Source organism: Zavarzinella formosa DSM 19928 (assembly GCF_000255705.1).
Classification (GTDB): Bacteria; Planctomycetota; Planctomycetia; order Gemmatales; family Gemmataceae; genus Zavarzinella; species Zavarzinella formosa.
The window spans coordinates 1,577-20,556 of the sequence record NZ_JH636457.1; the positions used below are offsets into that span (position 1 = coordinate 1,577).

The 18,980-nt window shown below is 58.6% G+C and carries 14 protein-coding genes; 5 read left to right on the forward strand and 9 right to left on the reverse strand.

The window, feature by feature from the left end; all coding sequences use genetic code 11:
* The 3 genes from BGIM_RS56435 to BGIM_RS0146865 form a co-directional block, all read left to right on the forward strand.
* Positions 1–544: phage terminase large subunit family protein (locus BGIM_RS56435; RefSeq protein ID WP_040892424.1), on the forward strand; the 544-nt coding region annotated here is incomplete at its 5' end.
* 2 nt (positions 545–546) lie between these two features.
* Entirely contained in the window at positions 547–765 is a 219-nt protein-coding gene (locus BGIM_RS65445; protein ID WP_020476479.1) for a hypothetical protein, read from the forward strand.
* Between the two features lie 565 nt (positions 766–1,330).
* Positions 1,331–1,822: a hypothetical protein gene (locus tag BGIM_RS0146865; protein WP_020476480.1), complete on the forward strand. Its 492-nt coding sequence runs from the start codon at positions 1,331–1,333 to the stop codon at positions 1,820–1,822.
* Positions 1,823–2,366: 544 nt separating this feature from the next.
* Here the strand turns inward: BGIM_RS0146865 and BGIM_RS0146870 are convergent.
* The 3 genes from BGIM_RS0146870 to BGIM_RS67720 form a co-directional block, all read right to left on the reverse strand.
* On the reverse strand, positions 2,367–4,091 hold the full coding sequence (locus BGIM_RS0146870; RefSeq protein WP_020476481.1) for an RAD55 family ATPase: 1,725 nt from the start codon (positions 4,089–4,091) through the stop codon (positions 2,367–2,369).
* A 42-nt stretch (positions 4,092–4,133) separates the two neighbouring features.
* On the reverse strand, positions 4,134–5,930 hold the full coding sequence (locus BGIM_RS0146875) for an AAA family ATPase (RefSeq protein ID WP_157369999.1): 1,797 nt from the start codon (positions 5,928–5,930) through the stop codon (positions 4,134–4,136).
* Positions 5,931–6,462: 532 nt separating this feature from the next.
* On the reverse strand, positions 6,463–7,041 hold the full coding sequence (locus BGIM_RS67720) for a hypothetical protein (RefSeq protein WP_029632184.1): 579 nt from the start codon (positions 7,039–7,041) through the stop codon (positions 6,463–6,465).
* A 308-nt stretch (positions 7,042–7,349) separates the two neighbouring features.
* Here BGIM_RS67720 and BGIM_RS0146890 point away from each other — a divergent pair, with 308 nt between their 5' ends.
* On the forward strand, positions 7,350–9,902 hold the full coding sequence (locus BGIM_RS0146890) for a hypothetical protein (protein ID WP_157370000.1): 2,553 nt from the start codon (positions 7,350–7,352) through the stop codon (positions 9,900–9,902).
* A gap of 95 nt (positions 9,903–9,997) precedes the next feature.
* Positions 9,998–10,468 (forward strand): hypothetical protein, encoded by a 471-nt coding sequence (locus BGIM_RS0146895; protein WP_020476485.1) that lies wholly within the window; start codon positions 9,998–10,000, stop codon positions 10,466–10,468.
* A gap of 35 nt (positions 10,469–10,503) precedes the next feature.
* On the opposite strand, the gene BGIM_RS64460 is transcribed toward BGIM_RS0146895, so the two are convergent.
* The 6 genes from BGIM_RS64460 to BGIM_RS66315 form a co-directional block, all read right to left on the reverse strand.
* Positions 10,504–10,647, reverse strand: a complete 144-nt coding sequence (locus BGIM_RS64460; protein ID WP_157370001.1) for a hypothetical protein — start codon at positions 10,645–10,647, stop codon at positions 10,504–10,506.
* 413 nt (positions 10,648–11,060) lie between these two features.
* Positions 11,061–11,495, reverse strand: a complete 435-nt coding sequence (locus BGIM_RS0146900) for a hypothetical protein (RefSeq protein WP_020476486.1) — start codon at positions 11,493–11,495, stop codon at positions 11,061–11,063.
* 51 nt (positions 11,496–11,546) lie between these two features.
* Positions 11,547–12,404 carry a hypothetical protein gene (locus BGIM_RS0146905; protein ID WP_020476487.1) on the reverse strand — a complete coding sequence of 286 codons (858 nt, stop codon included), beginning with the start codon at positions 12,402–12,404 and terminating at the stop codon, positions 11,547–11,549.
* Between the two features lie 806 nt (positions 12,405–13,210).
* Positions 13,211–15,703, reverse strand: coding sequence for a protein kinase domain-containing protein (locus tag BGIM_RS59640; protein WP_162136363.1), 2,493 nt, complete (start codon positions 15,701–15,703; stop codon positions 13,211–13,213).
* Between the two features lie 82 nt (positions 15,704–15,785).
* Positions 15,786–16,352, reverse strand: coding sequence for an RNA polymerase sigma factor (locus BGIM_RS0146915; RefSeq protein WP_029632187.1), 567 nt, complete (start codon positions 16,350–16,352; stop codon positions 15,786–15,788).
* 588 nt (positions 16,353–16,940) lie between these two features.
* A partial coding sequence (locus tag BGIM_RS66315; RefSeq protein WP_193789099.1) for a hypothetical protein occupies positions 16,941–18,980 on the reverse strand: 2,040 nt, incomplete at its 5' end.

Sequence of the window (18,980 nt, forward strand, 5' to 3'; positions counted from 1 at the left end):
CGGCGGGGCGTGGCGATTTTTGACGGTGGACCCGGCCGCTTCCGAGAAAACGACCTCGGACTTCACGGTGGTCTCGGCCTGGTGCGTGTCGCCGTGGGCCGATCTGGTGTGGCTGGGCTGCGATCGTTTCCGGGCCGACATCCCGGACATCGTGCCGCGTCTCGCCCGCTCGGCCAAGCGACATCAGCCGCGCGTGGTGGGCATCGAGGCCATCGCCGCCAACCGCGCGGTGCTGCAACTGGCCGAGCGCTGGACCGACCCGGTGATGGCCTGCGTGCCGCTGGACAAGGCCGGGCAGGACAAGCTCGTCCACGCCACCCCCGCGATGGCCTTCGCCGCCTCCGGCCGCCTCTATCTCCCGGCGGTCGATCCGTTGTTCCCGCGCGCGGATGTGGAGGCCGAACTCGTCCGCTTCACCGGCACCCGCGAGGATTCCCACGACGACATCGTGGACACCCTCAGCTATGCCGTGGAAATGGTGACCGGCTATCCTTCCGCGACTCAAACCATCGCCCCCCTGTTAAAACCCCTGGCGAGAATCTGACCATGAGCGAACCGACCACCAACCCCTCGATCCCTTACCGCCTCGAACGCCACCCCGGCGCCGGGAGATTGATCCCCTTCAAAATCTACCCCAACGGCGACCAACGAATCGCCACCGAGGAAGAGGCCGTCATGTGGGATGCGTATGTGAGTTTGATGGCGCAAAGGGACGAGGCGCTGAAGGCGGTCGGGACTGAACCGAAAACGAAAAAGAAGAAGTAAAGCAGCCACAGTTCTTGTATTGACGAGCCAACCGGCTCGTCTTCGTCTTGGCGAGCCGAACAGCGTAAGCTCCCGGCGGAGAAATCGCTTCTACCACGGGCATGAATCAGGCTGAGTAAAGGGGAAGCGGTTCGACCACTGGAAGCCACCCGGCTTCTCTCGAAGATTGGCTCGTCAAGACAATCGATTCATCAAACATCTTGCCGGGTCTGGCAAATCTTTCTGGCATGCCTGTCTGGTCGGTTTTTTGCCTCTTGGTTTTCGCCCCAAGGGGGCGCTCGATAATAGCCAGGGGCGGAAGCCCCTGGGCAATGACCGCCAAAAGAAATCCACCCCAACGGGGTGGCACAACAATTATGTGCTGCCCCGTTGGGGCAGAAAACTCTGTAAATGACGGGATTCCAGGGGCTTCCGCCCCTGGCTATTATCGAGCGCCCCCTTGGGGCGAAAACCAAGAGGCTGATGTGTGCCAGAATGATTTGCCGCGCCCCACTTGTTCGGCCGCTGACTCCGGCGACAATGGTACTTGTCATCGATGGCCAAATTTGGCTGAGGGAAGACAAAAATGACAACTGCCAAACCCCGAAAGATTGTTTACATCATTTTGGCGGCTTCCCTTGCGGCGAATTTTCTGCTCACGCTCGCCTATTTGAAGAATGCCAGAGCAAAGCCAGTTGCTGATCCTGTGGCCGCATATGAAGATTGTTTTGTTGATCTGCCCGAGGGCAACTCGGAGGAAGACAAGAGTTTAATAAGTTTTTTGCAAGGGATTGTCGACAGCCGGATCTCCGCCAACAATTGCAAGGCTTTTGTTCCCTTCAAAGCCTATGACGAAATCATTCCTGACGAAGAATTCAAAAAAGAACCTTATATGTGGTTTGCGCTTGATAGAGGCCAGAAAGTGACAATCGGATTATTAACACAGGCAAAATATATCAGATGCTGGCGTCGTTTCGACAGTCCCTCGCCTTGGGAAATGATTGGAATCGCCTGGTTTAACTCCCGGCCGCCCGTGTTGTTCTGGGGGGAACAAAATTCTTTTCCTTTGGGAGGTTGACCACGGCCTTCTCGCAAGCAGCTTGATGAAATCAAGCATCGAATCCGGGCGAGAGTGATTCATGAACGGAGGCCGCTCATCACGCACATTAACCAAGCCGCTTCTGGATGTCATGGCGAGCCATCCGGCTCGTCTTGGTATTGGCGAGCCGAGCAGCGTCAGCTGCCGGGTGGCTCCCGGCGGTGAAGATGCTTTAGCCACGGGCAAAAATCAGGCTGAGTAAAGGGGAGGCGGTTCGCCCGCCGGAAGCTACCCGGCAGCTGATGCTGCTCGGCTCGCCAAGACATTCAGCCGCCCGGCCGAAGTTCAATAATCATCCAGCCGGCGGCGTTTGGGCCGGGGAGGCAGGTGAAACCTTGGTTCTAATGTCCGTCGGAAGCGACTGCGTGAGTGACGCTCAACCTTCCGGGTAAAGTTTGCTTCCCTTTTGGAACCAGCCATTTCCCCGGCCCAAGGTTGGGCGTCGCTGACGCAGCCGCCTCCGACGGATTGGCGACGGACGACCAATTCCTGATGCTCAGGATTTCGACAAAGCAATCGGCAATCATTTGCTTTTTTTCTTGTTGCTGATGCGATTTGATCTCACGGGAATGGCGGCATGATTCCACCGGGTGACTTCGATTTCAGATTTGCGAGTGGTGGGGTTGGACCTGGTGAAAATCTCATTCGCGCACAATTTGCTGGCCCTGGGACGGGCATGGTCCGCGTGCAGCGAAACTTCAATCGGCCAGTCCACGACTAAGGTGGAAATATCATGACTTCGGAGAAAGGCGATCAGCACGCTGATGAATCGCCATTGCTCGTCGCGCGCCAGGGGATTTTCCTCCAAAAGGCCAAGTCCGAAAACAACCGCGCGTTTGATCGGTATCTCGGATTGTCTGGCATCATCGCAACGATCCACCACATCCGCGAAGGTCACGGCATGCGACCGAAACGGATCCATGGCCTCGACAATCTTCAAATGATCCGCGACTTTTTTTCGATTGTTCTCCGGGGAGTTGCGAGTCTGCAACTCTTTGACGAGCATGTCGGAGAAGGTGGTCGGGTCCACTTTCGTGGTGACCAGAAGCACGCCCGAGGAGTTCTGCTCAAGGCCCGCGGCCAAAAACTGCACACACAAATCAGTTTTGCCGGAACCCGGCTCCCCCCACAAGAGCGTGGAGCTGCCTTGGATCAAACGTTCTGTTTCAAGGAGATTGTCCACCCGGTCGCAGCCGAATTTTGTTGTCGGACTGCCTTGGATCAAGTCTCGCTCCGCCTCGGGAGAACGCCCGGCTTCCCCGGCGGCGGATGCCATTTTGTCAACGGCGCCGGAGGGTTGTTTTGAGCTTTCGGCACGCGACTCCGCCTGTCGGGAGCGGGAGGCCGACTCGACCTGCCAGGCGCGGGAAGAAATGGAGGGAAACACCCGGATGCCCTTGGATCGCTCGATCCTCATGTCGTGGATGCCAATCAAATGTTCCTGCTGCCGGGCCTTGCGGATTTCGATGCCTCTCCGGCCATAGGCGTCCCGGTCCCGGTCCAGTTTGATCACACAGTCCGGATAATACTCTTCGTGAAGCGGGGCATTCGGATCAATTTCAAGGGTGAGGAGCGTGCAAAAGCGATTGGATCGATCATCCGACTCCTCGGCATTGATCGCCTCCTCCGGCCCGGCAAACGGGCGCAACAACTTGCGAAAAGTGGAAAGATAGCCCTCCCGCTCGTTGGTCTTGTGGCGGATGGTGTTGACGCTGTCGATCACGACCAGCCTCACCCGCCCGCCGAGTCGTTCGTCACGGGTGTCGGTTAAAATCAGCGCGCTCAGCCCCGCCATGTCGATTTCAAAAGGCACGGCGCGAATGACAAGAACCGGCGGCTTGTCCAGCCCGGTCATGCCTTGCCGGATGGATTTGACTTTCTGCCGGCCGTCGACGAGCAACAAATCTTTTCTGTCAAGCCAGCCAAAATTGACAATGGATTCGGCGATCTCCTCCGGCGTTTGATCCAGCGTGTAGACAATGCCCATGGAGTTCGACGGCCATATCCGGTCATTGCCCCATTTGGGATTGGCCGTCACGAATTTATTGTTGCGCTCCAGTGTTTTGCAGGCCAGTTGGATCGCCAGTGTTGTTTTTCCCGTGCCGGCCACGCCGGCAATGACGACCGAGAGCGGATCGATGCCGGATTCATGGTGTCTGATGCGGATGCCGCCGGCGGAACTGCGGCCTCCGCACAGGTCGTGGAAATTCGGATCGCCGGTGGTGATGTACAGCGGATGATCGGACATGGGTTTTATCCTTGATGAAGCGGACAATCGACGCCGGACGCGTCAATACGAATCCAGCACCAGACGTATGTTGGCAAATTGCTGAACCCAAAACGAATGCTCCTGGCCGGAGCGAAACCGGTTCTTTTCACTGACGGATTTGGCTTCCCGAATCTCGTTGATTTTTTGTTTGGCGTTCCCTTCCGCAAGTTTCAGGGCCAGTTGGATGGTCGAGTGGGTGACACGATTGAAAAGGCACGCGGGAATCGCATGCCCCTTGATTCGGCCCTGATACTTGCCGGACGCGCTGGCCAGCACGATTCTCTTGTCTTCGGAATCTTGATTGCTGTCAAAAAGGGCCGCCAGGGCCGCCGTGTCCAGCACAATGAAACCGAACTCGTGCGCCATTTCTCCCCGGGGCATCTGATAATCTTCGACGAGTATCAAGACGCCGTTTGGCTTCAAGGCGCGACAGACATCCCCCACGCTCCCAAACAATTCGAGCCATTTGAACGGACTGATCTCGTGCAGCACATTGCACATCACCACGGCGTCGAAACCATGGGGTTGATGATGCAAAACCATTTCGTTTTGCCCGCCGAACATTCGTTTTGTTCTGCTTCCCGGCCCGTAGACTTCATCGATGATTTCGCCGCATCTTTCCCGCAGGCGATTGTCGAACGCGACATAATCAATTGTCGATTTGATTTCTTTCACGGACTTGGTTTCGCACATGGTGCCCAGCAACCGGCCCTCGCCGGCGCCGTAGTCCAGCACCTTCACTTTGCTGCCTGTCACACACCGGGCGAGAAGCTCTTGAATCGCCTCGATTTGGGGATCCTTCCCGGAACTCTCGGCGACCACGGTGGGCAGCATGAGGCATTCGGCCGCAAACAAGTCCGCCGCCAATTGCGCGGGCACGTCCACAAACGTCCGGAGATAGGCGATATTCCTGTCTCCGCCCAGCAACGATTCCGTGATCTTTTCCGGTTCCCGGCCGGCAAAACGCGCCAATCCCTCGCACATAAAGTACAGTGACAGATCGTCCCGTTGTTCGACGAACAAATAAGCGATCAAGGGGACTGAATGTGTTGAAATCCAAAGCTGCCCGAATTTGTTGGCGTCCAGCAGCAATCGAATGGCATCGATCAGCACCTCCGGATGCAAGTGATTCTCCGGCTCGTCCAGTGTGATAATGATGTTGCCGGGGCGGGCGTGAAGGGCGTGCAGCACGACGACCCACTGCAAAATTACCTTGTGCCCCTCGGACAGCTCCGAATCTTTGATCGGCCTGCCCGATAATATTGGCTCGGAATACTTCCCCAGCCCTTCCTCCAGATTCCCTTTGAGCAGGGCAAGCATCAGTTCTTTCAATCTCTTGAAATTTTCAATCGCGACGGTTCTGGATGCCGGACTCATATTGGCGCCGGGGCGGCTGGCATCCAGGCATAAATTCACGACCGATTTCACATATGAGATGCAGTGGAGGTTCAAATCGCCAAAATTATTATTTAAAATCTGCTCGTAGCCCTGCGTGATCTTGGTGGCGCTGAGATCGGAAACATCCGCCAGTTTCACCGAGGTGACATTCAGGGGCAAAGCCCTGATTTTGTCCCCTTTTTCATTGTCTTCCCCGGTCGCGATCGCCCCCAAATGACATGCTTGCATTTGTGTGTCGTTGGCATCCACGACTGACAACGACAGGGCTTCGTTCAGTGCTTTGTCGGCCTGTTCCAGGCTGTATGGGCCGGAAGGTTGTTCACGACTTAAGAATCCCCTGACCTCCGTGAAAATGAGCTTGTGGAGATTGCGTTCCAACAATCTGGCCGACACCTGGTCAAATTTGTCAATGCGATGCATCAGGCGTGTTTTTCCGGAACCATTGGGCCCCGCCAGCAAGACAATTTTCTTGAGGTCTCGCAGTTTGCATGGGCCCAGTCCGTCGCCATGATCAATTTCACTGATTTCGATGCTTTCAATTCGCATTGATTATCCGTCAGTTGAGAATGTTGCCCCGTATTTTTTTCGATGCCGGCGCCGGATCCATCACGCCGGTTTGGAAGGGGCGACAATGGATTAATTCATTCCGTAAATAAGAAAGCGGCGCCGACAAGACCATTCGGAAGCGGTTTGCGAGAAACCAAGACTGTTAGTCAATCAAGCGGATTGCCCTTGCGATGTCCGGCATTTGGCTTGTTGACGCGAGATTTCGCTCAAGCTAGTCGTTTGGCCAATCTGTTTCAAGAAAATAATGATGATTTTCGTGGCGTTTCTGTTAACCGAGCGATGACCGCCCAATCGACCGGCGCAAACACATGGCGGCCAGCCAAGTTTGAGATGGCTTTGCGGGTATTTTTTTGGGGATAAGAGGAGCAAGCCAATCCGGCTGGTTTCAATAATCATCCAGTCGGCGGCGCTTGGGCCGGGGACGGTCATCGTCATCATCGTCATCGTCATCGTCATCGTCCCGGCTGGGGCGTTTTCGTTTTTTTGGCCGGAGGCGTTTTTGGGCGCGGCGTTGGTCGCGGTCGACTTGTTCTTGAAGTTGTGTGATTCCCTCCCGCATCCAGCGGTAGCCCAGGCCGATGAAACTGCAACCGGAGAATATCAGGAACAAGGTGCGGTAGTTGAAGACCTGCCAGCCGCCCATCACAAACAAGAGCGTGGCGATCCCCAGCCCGGTCAGGCCGAAAATGATGGTTGCCATGCCGCCCAATAACCGAAGCATCCGGCCGCGCCTTGATGAGGAGGAATGATTGATCCGGGTGGTCGCCCGGACGAACCGCGAGTTCCGACATGAGGTCCGGATGAGGATACCTCGCCCGGCCCGCGTTTCAAGCCTTCCCGTTGCCCCGATCAACCCCGAACGGCTCGTCTTGGTCTTGGCGAGCCATCCGGCTCGTCTTGGTTTTGGCGAGCCGAGCAGCGTGAGCTGCCGGGTGGCTCCCGGCGGGGAAGGCGCTTCAGCCACGGGCGAGAATCAGGCTGAGTAAAGGGGAAGCGGTTCGACCACGGGAAGCCACCCGGCAGCTCACGCTGCTCGGCTCGCCAATACTAAAAACACACTGGAAAACCAAAACCTCAAAAAGCGCAACTTCAAAACGTCCGGGCCGGGTGTTTCCGGGCGCACCGGGTATCGGCCATCATCCATGCGCGGCGCCGGGTGCGGCTGGGTTTGCCGACATGTTCGGGAACTCGGCATATGATCCCTTTGTCGAACTCGTGAGGCGATTGCGATTTTTCCGCTCCGCCCGTCAGGCAAACTCTCCGGAGGAAACCATGCTTGCCCGCTCTTGGACGGTCTGTTGGGCCGCCTTGCTGATCTGCGTTTTTCCGTTGTCGGCCGGGCGAATGCCCGCTGCGGAGAAGGCCGCCCGTCTCACGGACGAGGACAAAAAGTTTTTGGCCGCGCTGGTGAAAGACTTCCTCTTCGACCCGGCGGGGGCCGAGCGGGTTTCCGTCCCGGTTGTCATTCGCACGGTCTGGACGAGATCGGAAAAAAAGACGACGGAAGGCTGGCTGGTGGCCGGCAAGGATGGCAATCCGGATCGCGTCTTCTTCATTGACGGCGGCTCGGTTCCGGCCCCGGACAAGAACGAGATCAAGAAGATCGATTTCAAATCCGTCTGCAAAGCCCTCTATGATCCGAACAAAAAAGACCGGGAAGCGTCCGACGAAGCCCTTGATCACATGGTGCGAACGGCGGTCGGGGCATTGCATGATGACAACTTGGTGATGGCGGCGTGGCTTTTTCGCCTCGGGGAAGAGGAACTGGCCGCCAAGGCGCTGGCCGCCGCCCGCGTTGGAAAGGAAGAACCGCGAAAGCGTTTGCGGAACGATCTGGCTTGGTCGGCCTTCGCCGGGATGGTCCATGCCTACATGGTGCGGGCGGACGAGGAGGCGCTGGCCCACGGCGAGCGATTGCTGCGGCTCTACCCGGAGGAGGCCAAGGGCAGGGATTGCCAGCAGGCCGCCCGTATCGTCGCCGATTTGAAACGGCGGCAAAAGAAGGGGACGTTCGGCAAAACGCCGGACGAGAAGCGGCCCGACGGTTTCGACAAATGGCCCCCCAAAAAGAAGGCCGATTATTGGATCGAGGCCTTGGATGAGACGGACGAGCGGCAATGGGGGCAGCCCGGCGGCATCGATCTTGCCTCCGATTTGCGGGTGCGGGAGTTGATCCGGCTGGGCGACGCGGCCGTTCCTTCGCTCATCGACGCGATGGAACACGAGGACCGGCTGACCCGCTCCGTCCATTTCTGGCGTGATTTCGCCCGGAGCCGGACGGTTCTCGGTGTCCGCGAGGCGGAGTTGACGGCGTTGATGTCGATCCTGCGCGTGCGCGTGTTCCGGCCGGTCTCCACCGGCGACAATCTCACCGGCCGTGGCGACGAAACGGCCAAAGACCTTGTGAAACATCTCCGGGCTTATTGGAAGGAGTACGGCCAGCTGCCGTTTGACGAGCGGATGATGCGGGTGTTGACCGATCCGAAGACCAGCTTTGATTCCAAACGGGAGGCCGCGGATAACCTCGCGTCCTTCGGAGAGGAACGCGCCTTGCAAACAACGATTGGCGTCACCATCATCGGCGACGAGCCGCCCGGCAAGCCAAACCGGATCGTGTCGAAGTTTGACAAGCCGACCGTCGCCGAGGCGATTCTGGCCGCGATGGACGCCGACCTCAAGGATTATGACGCCAACACGAAAGATTCGGAAATCAAGGAATACCGCCGGCACGGCATCGAGGGGACTTATCTCTCGGCGCTGGCGAAACTGGGCGACAAGCGAATGGCCCCGGAAATGGCGAAACGATCCGCCGGCGACCGGACGATTCGCGGGCGGCGCTTATGGGCGCTCGTCGCGCATGATCTCGGGGATCCCAAGCCGTTCCGCTCCTTTGTCGAGGATTTCCGGGCCGGAAAAATCCTGCCGCCCGATGACGAAGAGGGAGGCGAATTGAAGGAAATCGTCAGGGCGTTGTCCCATGATCGCACGCCGGAAGCCGATCAGGCCCTCAAGGCCCTGGCCGATCCAAAACATCCGCTGCACAAGGTCGTCACCCGGCAGTTGCTCAATCCTCGCAATCAAGGCTCCAACGGGGAAATTTGGTTTTCACATCCGTTTTGCCTGACAATCTTGCGGCAGGCTTTGGATGACACGACGCCAACCGGATACCGTTTTTCCATTGAAGAAAAATATCTCTGGCGCAAGGACAAGAGCGGTGGCGGAGGAAGCGGGGTGCCGGAATTTTTGTCCGATCCGGCGGTTCGTCGCAATGAGGCTGATGAGCGTGCCTGCGATGTCGCCGCGGAGAAACTGGCCGGCTTGGTGATCGGGCTGCCGGTATGCCACCCGATGTTCAAAGACGCCGACAAACGATTGATCGCGTTGAAGTCCGCGTTTGATCGCTTCGCCGGAACATACCGTCGGGGGATGGACCGGGAAACGGAATTGTTTCACCTCAGCACATGGAACCCCGTCTACTTTCCCGTCATCCTGCCTTTGGATCGCGCGGCCACCGCCGACGATGTGAAGACGGGCAAGGCGGTGTTCCACCTGGAGGGCAAAGGCAAACCGGCCCCCCTCAAGCCCCCGGCGGCCGCCGTGCTGAAGCGGGACGAAAAGAAGGATCCGCCGACCAGCGTGCTGATCGTGCAAGCCGAGACCGGCCCGGATGGCCGCGTGACCTACGGCGTCATCCTGAGAAATGAAATCCGCGCGATCCCCGAGGAAGAACTGACCGGCATCAAGACCTTCGCCGAACTGGAAGCCGAGGAAAAGAAAGCCGCCGAGCAACGGAAGAAAGAAAACCAGAGCAAGCGGAAAGAATGAGGATTTTGACTTTTGATCCAAGACGTCCGGCTTGTTCGGCGGCGTGAGGAAACAATGCCGACGCATGAAATCACCATTCACGACGGAGGCATTCCATGAGGATTTCCTTGAGGGCGTTGCTGGCGGTCGGCGTCCTTGCCTTCGGGGCGACGATGGTGTTTTTGAGGGACAAGCCGCCGGGCCCGAGTGATGTTGAACAGACTCCGCCGATGGAGGAAGCCGCCCGGCCCAAGGAAGTGGCCAGAATTTTGAAGCTGTTGCCGAGCATCCCGTCGAAGGAATCGCCGGACGCGATCATCAAGTACCTTGGCCTGCCGAGAGAGTTTGACCGGGGGTCGTCCGATGGCGAGTCCTTCCTGATGATTTGGGACATCACGCCCGAATATCAATTCATGCTGGGCTATGCCCGCGAGTTTGCCCCCGGCAAGCCTCCGCTGAAGTTGTATGAGGCCTCCTTCTCGCTCCGCTGGAACCTCGGTTCCCCGGATCTGGCGACTTGCATGGTTTACCCTTATTGGACACAAGAAGGCATGGTTTCTTCGGCGGACGATTCAAAACGCCGGTGAGGATGAATCGTGACACAACACGAGAACGATTCAACTCAACGGCCGGTCTTGCGGCGCAGGGCGCCATCGGTTGGTATTGGCGAGCCGAGCAGCGTGAGCTGCCGGGTGGCTTCCGGCAGGGAAGATACTTCAGCCACGGGTTTGAGTTTGGCTGAGTAAAGGGGAAGCGGTTCAACCACAGCAAGCCACCCGGCAGCTCACGCTGCTCGGCTCGCCAAGAACAACCTGTGGAAACCAAAACCCCGACAAATCTCAACATCACAATCCAAACAAAAAGCCTGTTTTGGTCGCAGGGAGTATCGGAGGGGTCTGGCAAATCTTTCTGGCATGCCTGTCCGGTCAGTTTTCGCCTCTTGGTTTTCGCCCCAAGGGGGCGCTCGATAATAGCCAGGGGCGGAAGCCCCTGGACAACGACAGCCAAAAGGAATCCACCCCAACGGGGTGGCACAACAATCATGTGCTGCCCCGTTGGGGCAGAAACCCCTTCAAATGACGGGATTCCAGGGGCTTGCGCCCCTGGCTATTATCGAGCGCCCCCTTGGGGCGAATACAAGCCGCTGACATGTGCCAGAAAAAATTTGCCACACCCGTATCAGAGTTTGTGCCAGTTCCCGGCTTGTGTGCCGGCGGTGACGTCGCAGTCGGAGGCCCAGACGGTCGCCTTGGGGAAGTCGGCCTTCACTTGGTTGGCGATGTTGCCGTGCAAAAACTTGCCACCGTCCGTCCCGGCCGTCGAACAGGCGGCCAGAAACACCGTGGTTTTGCCGGCCCAATCCACTGCTTCCGTCACATCGCTCTTATAGAGCGGCCAGGTTTTGCAACTGGAAAGCGTGTCGGGGCTGCCGTGGGCCACCACGACCAGCACGGCGTTTTTGGCCCCGCCGTCCCCCGCGACTTTCGTGCCGCCCGGCGCGATGAAGCGATAGTTCCCGTTCGGTCCGGGGATCGCGCCGTTCCCGGCGATGATGGCGTTGACCGCCGCCATCACCACCTTGTCCTCGGGTTCCAGCGTGACGATGTCATACATGTTGTCCGCCTCTCGTTGGTTGTTTGGCTGGTTGGAAAAATCACACGGCAGTCAGGACGAGCCCCCCTTGAGCAGGTCGGCCAGATTTTTCTGATAATTACCCAGTTCCTTGTCGTAGAAGGCCTCGACGAAAGCAAGCAATTTGGTGGCCATATAGTCAATTAATTGATCGCCCATTTTGGCCTGCATTTTAATCATCAGATCCTTGTCGGCCACGAATTGATAAGTGTCGTAGGCCGTGTCCAGATTGGTCTGCGAATAATGGACGCACAGGGAATCCACAACAGTGGTCTTGAGGTTCATCTGGTATTTGATGACCCGCATCGCAATCTCGGTTTCGTTGTAGGCCGTGATGACCCCGAAATAGTTGAATTTGCGATCCGTTCCCTCGTAACTGGCCAGGTTTCCCCCGGACTTTTTCAACGCGCCGACGACGGCGTCCTTCAGGCCCTGGACACCCTTGATGTTGATGATCGACTCGACCACGTCCGGGTCGGCGGTCAGGGAGAAATCGGCCTTGTAATAAACATCGCTTTGCGTGTCCTTGAAATTGAAGAAGGGGAACGGGAAGTCAACATATCCCTGAACCCAGGCGTTCATGTTCTTCAAGGCATCGGCCGCCTCGATGCCCGCGACCTTCGCCGCGTCCGTGATTGATTTTTGAACCATGTTCTGGCAGACCGCCATGACCATCGCGCAGGCCTTGTAATCCGCCGGGGTCATTGTGCCGTTCACATCCACCGTCAGCGGTTGGGGGATGCTGATGTCCCCGTTGACCTTGTCGCCGGAGCCGGTGGCCGGCGCGGCCGCCGCCTCCCTCTCCAGCCTTGGCTTGCCGCCGACATGGTGTTTGTGGTCCATCGCCTTGGCGAGAAAGGGCAAATCGGCCTTGGTCCATGCGCTGCTCATGAGAGTCTCCCGCAAAAATGCGTGATCGAGGGGGTTGGGAGGCGATCAGTCCCGCGCCGACAAGCTCTCGCCCCGGAGCCATTGCGGTGGCAATGACCCGGCGAGAACCGGCCCGGCCGGGCGCGGGAGTTCGACGATGGCGCGGAGAGTCACGCGCCGTCATTCCGTGAAAGGGGATGGTTTCCCTTGCCCGGTTGTGGTGAACTCGTTAATCGCTTAAATCGGTTGCCGCAAAAGGTAGCGAGTCTTCGGCGGCAAAACATCATCAACGCGGGCATGGTCTCAAGATGATGTCAGCATGTCAAGAAAATAATCCGGCGTATTTGAATATTCACACACGCTCATTCTTATCTTTCCCGCAAGGATCGCCCGGCTAATTGCAAAATCAAGCAGCAACATTTGCCAATGATTCCAAGAGCCCCGCTGCCAATGATTCCAAGAGCCCCGCTGCGTGAGCGGCGGGGGTGGCTTCCAGAGGGTGACGGCCACCCCTACCGCTGACGCAGTGGGGCTCTTGAATATCTCACATGAGGCAAGGCGCTTGCTGAATTTGCACGAAGCAAATGGCCGACGCTTGCGGATTGGTGAAAAGCCCCCGATTTGTCACGGTCGCCATCGGATGCGAGATGATCCGGGATGCCCGGAGGCAATACGGCGGACACGTTCACGGCAGGAGCCGGCAAGCCATCCCGCACACGACACACTCCGACGGCGATGGCGTGAAAAGCAGGGCAGGCAATGTCAGAAGTCAGATCGTGATCACAGTCATATTCGCCTTTTCTCAACGAGCCTGCGCACGAGGTTTCTCACTTTTTCTTCCCTTTCTCGTAGACACCGAAATCGGAGTCGACAACCAATTGCGGTAATGCGCCGGACAGCTTCACGACGCCGTCCAGCGTGACCCGTGTGCCGCGCAAGTTTAATCCCCGCAACTGGGTCATTCCGGTCAAGTGCTCAAGCCCGGCGTCTGTGAACGGATTTACTTCCAACGTGAGTTGCGTCACTTGCCGAAGAGTCCCGAGGTTCTTCATCCCCGCGTCCGTGATGCCACACCCCACAAGAAACAACTCTTTCAGATGGGGCAGCTTGGCCAGATTCTGAAGGCCGGACGCCACCTGCGTATGCCGCACATTCAGACGGTCGAGACCGGTCATGCCTGCCAGGAGGCCGATATCGTTGTCCGGGAAAGATGACCACTCAAATACGAGATTTCGTATTCCGACCAGTCCCCCCAGAGCTTTCATATCCGCACCAGTCAACACAACGCTTTTGATGCAGAAAACCCACAGCTTCGGGGCATCATTCAGGGCGCCGAACCCGCTCGGTGGCTGTCGCAGTCGGTCTTCGGCCCCCGACCTGTCGACACCCGACTCTTCTAACCCCGGAATTTTGGCAATCTTGGCCAGGACGGCCGGGGTTGGCGGGGCGATATTCCCTACGAATCGCCCAAGCCAGCCCAGTTCGGACAAGTGAGCGGCTGTCGCCTCGGTGAGAGGCTGTCCCCCGTGGAAGGTCAACTTTTGGTAGCGCCGGCCGCGGAGGTGACGCAGGCCGTCCCAAGTAATCTTTGGGTTGGCATCAATCAAAATCTCAATCACCTTGTCGAACCGTGTCAAGTACTCGAACCCCGCATCGGTCATGCCCGATCGTTCGATATTCAGGACCAACTCTCCTCTGATAGCCTGGAGACAGGGGTACGAAGTCAGACGATCGAAACCGGCGTCAGTCATTCCGGTCGTCCCGATCACGAACAAGCTATTAACGACGGGAGGGAGATGACGGAACTGTTCGACGTTGCGGTCGGTCAAGACCAAGGTTGCGGTTAAGATGATGAACGGACCGTCGGGAATCTTATCCGGCCGGTCGATCGTAATGTCCCGGCCTTCGACTGATGCGAGGAACCGGCCACCGGCCAGGATCACGGCGGACATTGCTTTGCGCGCGTCCACCAACTCGTTGCCAGCCGATTCTTTCTCTTTGCCGACCGGCGCCGAAGGCGTCGGCGTCGAATCGGGGCGGATGGTAATCGTGCTGTTCGCTGTCCGAATTTCTGCTTCAGTCCCGTCCTTGACCTGAATTTCCGTTCGCGTTCCGTCTTTGTGGTTGATGATGATGACAATCCCCGCGATGGCCACGGCGGCGAACCCAAGGAATCCGGCCGCAACGAAGACCCGCCGCCGGGGTGGTCGGGGCGGCGGAGTCAGAAAACGCCCTCTGATATTGGCGAGCCCGCTGGAGACCGCGTCCGCCGATTGCGGGCGTCGCGCCGGGTCTTTGGCCAACAACCGATCAATCATGTCGGACAGTTCGACTGGCACCGCGGCATTGATTTGCACCGCAGGAGGAGGTGTCTCAACGGCGAGCGCCATCAACACCGAGAAAACGTCCCGCCCGGTGAACGGCAACCGCCCGGTGGTCATGAGATAGAGGACGCATCCGAGGCTAAAAAGGTCGGACCGACCGTCCACTTCCTCTCCGCGAGCTTGTTCGGGGGCCATGAAACTTGGAGTCCCGATGATCGCGCCCGAGCGGGTCAGGTTGTCGTCCGATTTGACCTCGCGTGCCAATCCAAAGTCGAGGATGCGAACGCGGCGGAACTTGCCAGCCGGGTTTGTTTCCAACCAAATGTTCGAAGGTTTGATGTCTCGATGAATGAGTCCTTTCCCGTGGGCGGCGGCCAGGCCGTCGGCCACCTGCCCGGCAATCTCCAGGGTCTCTGAAAGGGAAGGCTGGCCCCGTTTGAGCCGGTCGGTCAATGTTTCCCCGGCCAGCAACGGCATGCTGAGGAAGGGGGTGGCCGGCGTTTCCCCGACATGGAACACCGGGATGATGTTGTCGTGTTCAACCGTCGCGGCGGAGCGAGCTTCCCGAAGGAATCGCTCTCGGGCATTTGTGTCGAGCGAGGCGGGCGGCACCATGACCTTGAGGGCGACCCGACGGCCGAGCTTCTCATCCTCCGCCTCGTAAACGACACCCATCCCGCCGCGGCCAAGTTCCCGGATCACGCGATAACCGACAATGTCCGCTGCCAGAGACGGATCGGGGGGCATGCTGTCGCGAGGTGAGCAGGCGTAGGTAGCCGTCCGCATTAACGACTCGTACTCGGCGGCCACCGGCAGCTTGACGAAGGCGGCCTGGCGCACCACGCTCGTCAGGGTGTCGTCCTGCGTTGCAACATTGCGAAGCGTCTCCGCGGCGGACGGGTGCGATTCGACCCAGGCGACGACGGTCGCAACATCTTCGGGAGGCAGGCTGCCGAGGAGGAACATGCGAAGCTGTGTGTCTGACGGACGGCTCATGGTTTCTCTCTGTGATGAGAAGTACCTTGCAGAACGCATCCCCCCGGCCGGCACTTTCCCGAATCCGTCAAAGTTTTTCGTCCTAGTCCATCAGACCCGCCACCTCTTCCCGCAGGCGAGTCAGCACCCGGTGCCTGGCCAGATAGACGACATTCTCACGCACGCCCAGATCGGCTGCCACCGCGACTGCGGGCTTCCCGTCCAGCATCATCCCTGAAAAAGCCGCCCACGTCGCCTCCGAAAAATCGCGGCGAATCATGTCCAGGGCACGGCGTGCCAGCAGCAGGCGGTACTCCCCCTCCCACCAGTCGTTGCCGGATTTCGTGTCCTCCGCCTCGTTCATTTTGTCGTCCGCCCCTGGCAGCGGCCGGGTCGCACGCCGACGACGAAAATCGTGCGACTGGCTTCTCACGACAGTCGCCAGCCACCCGCGGAATGTCTGCCCCTGACCCCGTTGATAGGTCGGGAAGAGTCGCATCAGTTTGAGAAACACTTCTTGTATGAGATCCTCGCTGTCCGCATCCTTAAAACCCTGTCGCCGGGCGAGGCACAACAACAGAGGGGCATATAGCCGAACAAACCTCGGCCACGCATCGGGGTGGCCAGGAATCCGGAGTTTGTCAAGCAGAGTGATCGCAGTGGTGAGCATTGTGGTCAGACATTGCACTGGACGGGAGTTGTTGCTCTCCGCTGATTTACGAATCACCCGTCAGGCGTGCAAGCAAGTTCATTGTGTTCGCCGCACGGGATGCGGCAATACCTCACGGCAATCACGCGGATTTGGACAAATGAGGATTTTTTCCGCATTTGGTGGTTTTTTGCTTGCATTGACCCGGCATCGTGGGTTAGATTCTCATTTAACCGGCGGGCACGAGTCGCGTGGCCGATTGGGCGACGGTCCGAGGCCGACCCGCCGGTCTTTTTTTCACTTTCCATCACAACAACTTAATTGGGCATCAGGCGTCGTCAGTCATCAAACATGTGTTTGAGATCGACAACCTTCTTTCTCATTTTTTGCCGAAATACCTGTCGTGTGTTCGACAATCGAAAACTAAATTGACTACAGATCGAACAATTCATCTGTTTGCGTGTAAAGCGCTTGCGCAAAACCGACCTGTCAATATTTTAAGGTCTCCGGCCTGGCGGGTCCGGAGGGGGCCGGGGGTGGCGCTTTAGGGGGCGCGCCCCCGGCATGTTTGTTTCCGCCATTCCATTCGCCAAGATCAAATCGGGTCGGTCACACATAGACTTGGAAGTTCAGATCGCGGCCGATGCCGGGGGCGCCCAAAATGTCCCCGGCCGCGTAGGGGTTGTTGGTGGCCAGCGGGGCGTAGACCTCAATGATGCTGTTATTGAAGACCAACTGCCACACATACATCTGGCCGGCTGTCAGGGAAGGCGGGGTCGTGAGGAAAATGTCGTTGTCCCCCAAACTGAGCGTGGCATTTTGGGAATAAAGCAGCGCCCCCGTCGGCAGGCCGTAAGTGTCCGAACCCGTCTGACCGTCAATTCCCCCTTGGAAAATCTTGACAGTGACGTTCGTCGAACTGACCGTGCTGCTTAGGACAGTCAACTGGCTGATGCCAGGCACATTCAACTGGGTCATCGGGCCGGAAACGGTCGGCACAAAAGATTCGCCAAAATAGAAGGGGTTAATGGGCGAGATGCCATTGTTTTGGGTCACCGAGATGTTCGGGGATGGCCCCGTCGTGCTGATGCCGAACATGCTGTTTTGGACGAAGGGAGTTTGCAAGACCCCGCCCGCGCTCTTGGCGCCGCTGATGGTGGCTTGCACGGCGTTGTCCGTCACCGTGGCAAGCGTCACGTTGTAGTAGGCCGTGTAGACCGTGTGTCCGGCGTCCCAGCTTCCCGCGGCAAACGTCAGGACGCCGCTGACATCGGGGCTGAAGGTGATGGCCGGCTTGACGGCCGCGTCCATCACCCGGTTGTAGATCGCCCGGATGTAGAAACCGTTCGCGCCCGCCTGGCTGTTGGTGATGACGGCGATGTCCGGTTCCGCCTCGTTGACGCTCGGAGGCGCCGCGGGCGTCATGTTGATTGCGAACAGGTTGTTTTGGGTGAAGGGCGTCTGCAAGTTGCCGGAAGGGCCTTTGGCGCCGCTGACGGTGGCTTGAACTCCGCCGACGCTGACAACAGTGTCGGCCACGTTGTAGACGGTCGTGTAAGTTGTGCCATTGAAGTTCCAGCTTCCAAAGGCCGGAGACAGGGTTGAGGAAACGTCCGGGCTGAACGAGATCAGCGGCGTGGAGTTGGAATCCATCGGCTGGTCGTAAGCCACCGTGATCGAGAAGGTGGCGCCCCCCGTCTGGGCGCTGCCTGCCTGGGCGCTGGTGATGGTCGCCACGCTGGATGTCACCGAGACCACGGTCGGCGTCGCCGAGACGACCGTGGTGTTGATGGCGAAGACGCCGTTCTGAACAAATGAGGTCTGCGGCAGGCCGGCGATGTTCTTCCCGCCGCTGACGGTGACTTGAACGGCGTTGTCCGCCACCGTCGCCACGGCGACGTTGTAAACGGCCGTGTAGGTCGTGTGCCCGGCGTTCCAGCTTCCCGAGGCGAACGTCAGCGTCGATGACACACCGGGGCTGAACGTGATTGACGGCGTGAAGGCCGTGTCCATCGTCTGGTTGTAAGCCACCGCGATGCTGAAACCGCTCGCGCCCCCTTGGGCGTTGGTGATCGTGGCGGCGCTTGGCGTTGCCGAGACGACGCTCGGGGCCGTCGGAGTCGGAACCGTCGCCGCCGTCGTGCCGATGGCGAAGAGGCCGCTTCGCGTGAAGGATGTCTGCGACACGTCGGCGGCGTTCAGGGCGCCGCTGATGGTGACTTGAACGGCATTGTCCGTCACGTTGGCGAGGCCCACGTTGTAGACGGCCGTGTAAATCTTGCCCGTGACATCCCAACTCCCGGAGGCCGGGGTCAGCGTGGCGCCGATCACCCGGCTGAAGGTGATGACCGGCGCGACGGTCGTGTTCATCACCTGGTCGTAGGCCACCGCGATGTTGAAGCCGCCGACGCCCCCTTGGGCGTTGATGATCGTGCCGATGCTCGGCGTCGCCGAGACGACCGTCGGCGCCACGGCGGCCGTCGTCGTGTTGATGGAGAACAGACCGGCGCGGATGAACGAGGTTTGCAGGACATTGGCGGCGCTCTTGGCCCCGCTGATGGTGGCCTGAACGGCGTTCAAGGTCACGTCGGTGACCGTCACGTTGTAAACGGCCGTGTACACTTTGCCGGCGCCATCCCAGCTTCCCGA

Excerpts from the sequence above, each read along its gene's own strand:
- BGIM_RS65445 (WP_020476479.1), top strand. The coding sequence starts at position 547 with ATGAGCGAACCGACCACCAACCCCTCGATCCCTTACCGCCTCGAACGC.
- BGIM_RS0146865 (WP_020476480.1), top strand. The coding sequence starts at position 1,331 with ATGACAACTGCCAAACCCCGAAAGATTGTTTACATCATTTTGGCGGCT.
- BGIM_RS0146870 (WP_020476481.1), bottom strand. The coding sequence starts at position 4,091 with ATGTCCGATCATCCGCTGTACATCACCACCGGCGATCCGAATTTCCAC.
- BGIM_RS0146875 (WP_157369999.1), bottom strand. The coding sequence starts at position 5,930 with ATGCATCGCATTGACAAATTTGACCAGGTGTCGGCCAGATTGTTGGAA.
- BGIM_RS0146890 (WP_157370000.1), top strand. The coding sequence starts at position 7,350 with ATGCTTGCCCGCTCTTGGACGGTCTGTTGGGCCGCCTTGCTGATCTGC.
- BGIM_RS0146895 (WP_020476485.1), top strand. The coding sequence starts at position 9,998 with ATGAGGATTTCCTTGAGGGCGTTGCTGGCGGTCGGCGTCCTTGCCTTC.
- BGIM_RS0146900 (WP_020476486.1), bottom strand. The coding sequence starts at position 11,495 with ATGTATGACATCGTCACGCTGGAACCCGAGGACAAGGTGGTGATGGCG.
- BGIM_RS0146905 (WP_020476487.1), bottom strand. The coding sequence starts at position 12,404 with ATGAGCAGCGCATGGACCAAGGCCGATTTGCCCTTTCTCGCCAAGGCG.
- BGIM_RS59640 (WP_162136363.1), bottom strand. The coding sequence starts at position 15,703 with ATGAGCCGTCCGTCAGACACACAGCTTCGCATGTTCCTCCTCGGCAGC.
- BGIM_RS0146915 (WP_029632187.1), bottom strand. The coding sequence starts at position 16,352 with ATGCTCACCACTGCGATCACTCTGCTTGACAAACTCCGGATTCCTGGC.